Source organism: Paraburkholderia sp. BR10937 (assembly GCF_040965695.1).
GTDB lineage: Bacteria > Pseudomonadota > Gammaproteobacteria > Burkholderiales > Burkholderiaceae > Paraburkholderia.
Map to the genome: position 1 here is coordinate 1 of NZ_JBFRCL010000282.1, position 238 is coordinate 238.

Genomic DNA, 238 nt, shown 5'->3' on the forward strand with positions numbered 1-238 from the left:
GCGACCCGAACTACGCCACGCCGGGCATCATCTTCGCGGCGCTCTGGCCGCAAACCGCGTACTGCATGATCCTCTATCTCACGGGCCTCACCACGCTCAACAGCGAGCAGATCGAGGCCGCGCGCATCGAGGGCGCGAACGAATGGACCGTGTTCGTGCGCATCGTGCTGCCGCTCATTCGCCCGGCACTCGCCGCGCTCGCCATTCTCGTCTTCACGTTCGTCTGGAACGACTACTT

1 protein-coding gene is annotated in these 238 nt (G+C 64.3%); it reads left to right on the forward strand.

Annotation, left to right across the window (positions count from 1 at the left end; all coding sequences use genetic code 11):
- Window positions 1-238 (forward strand): carbohydrate ABC transporter permease (locus tag AB4Y44_RS42990; protein WP_368702865.1); only part of this gene is annotated, 238 nt, incomplete at both ends.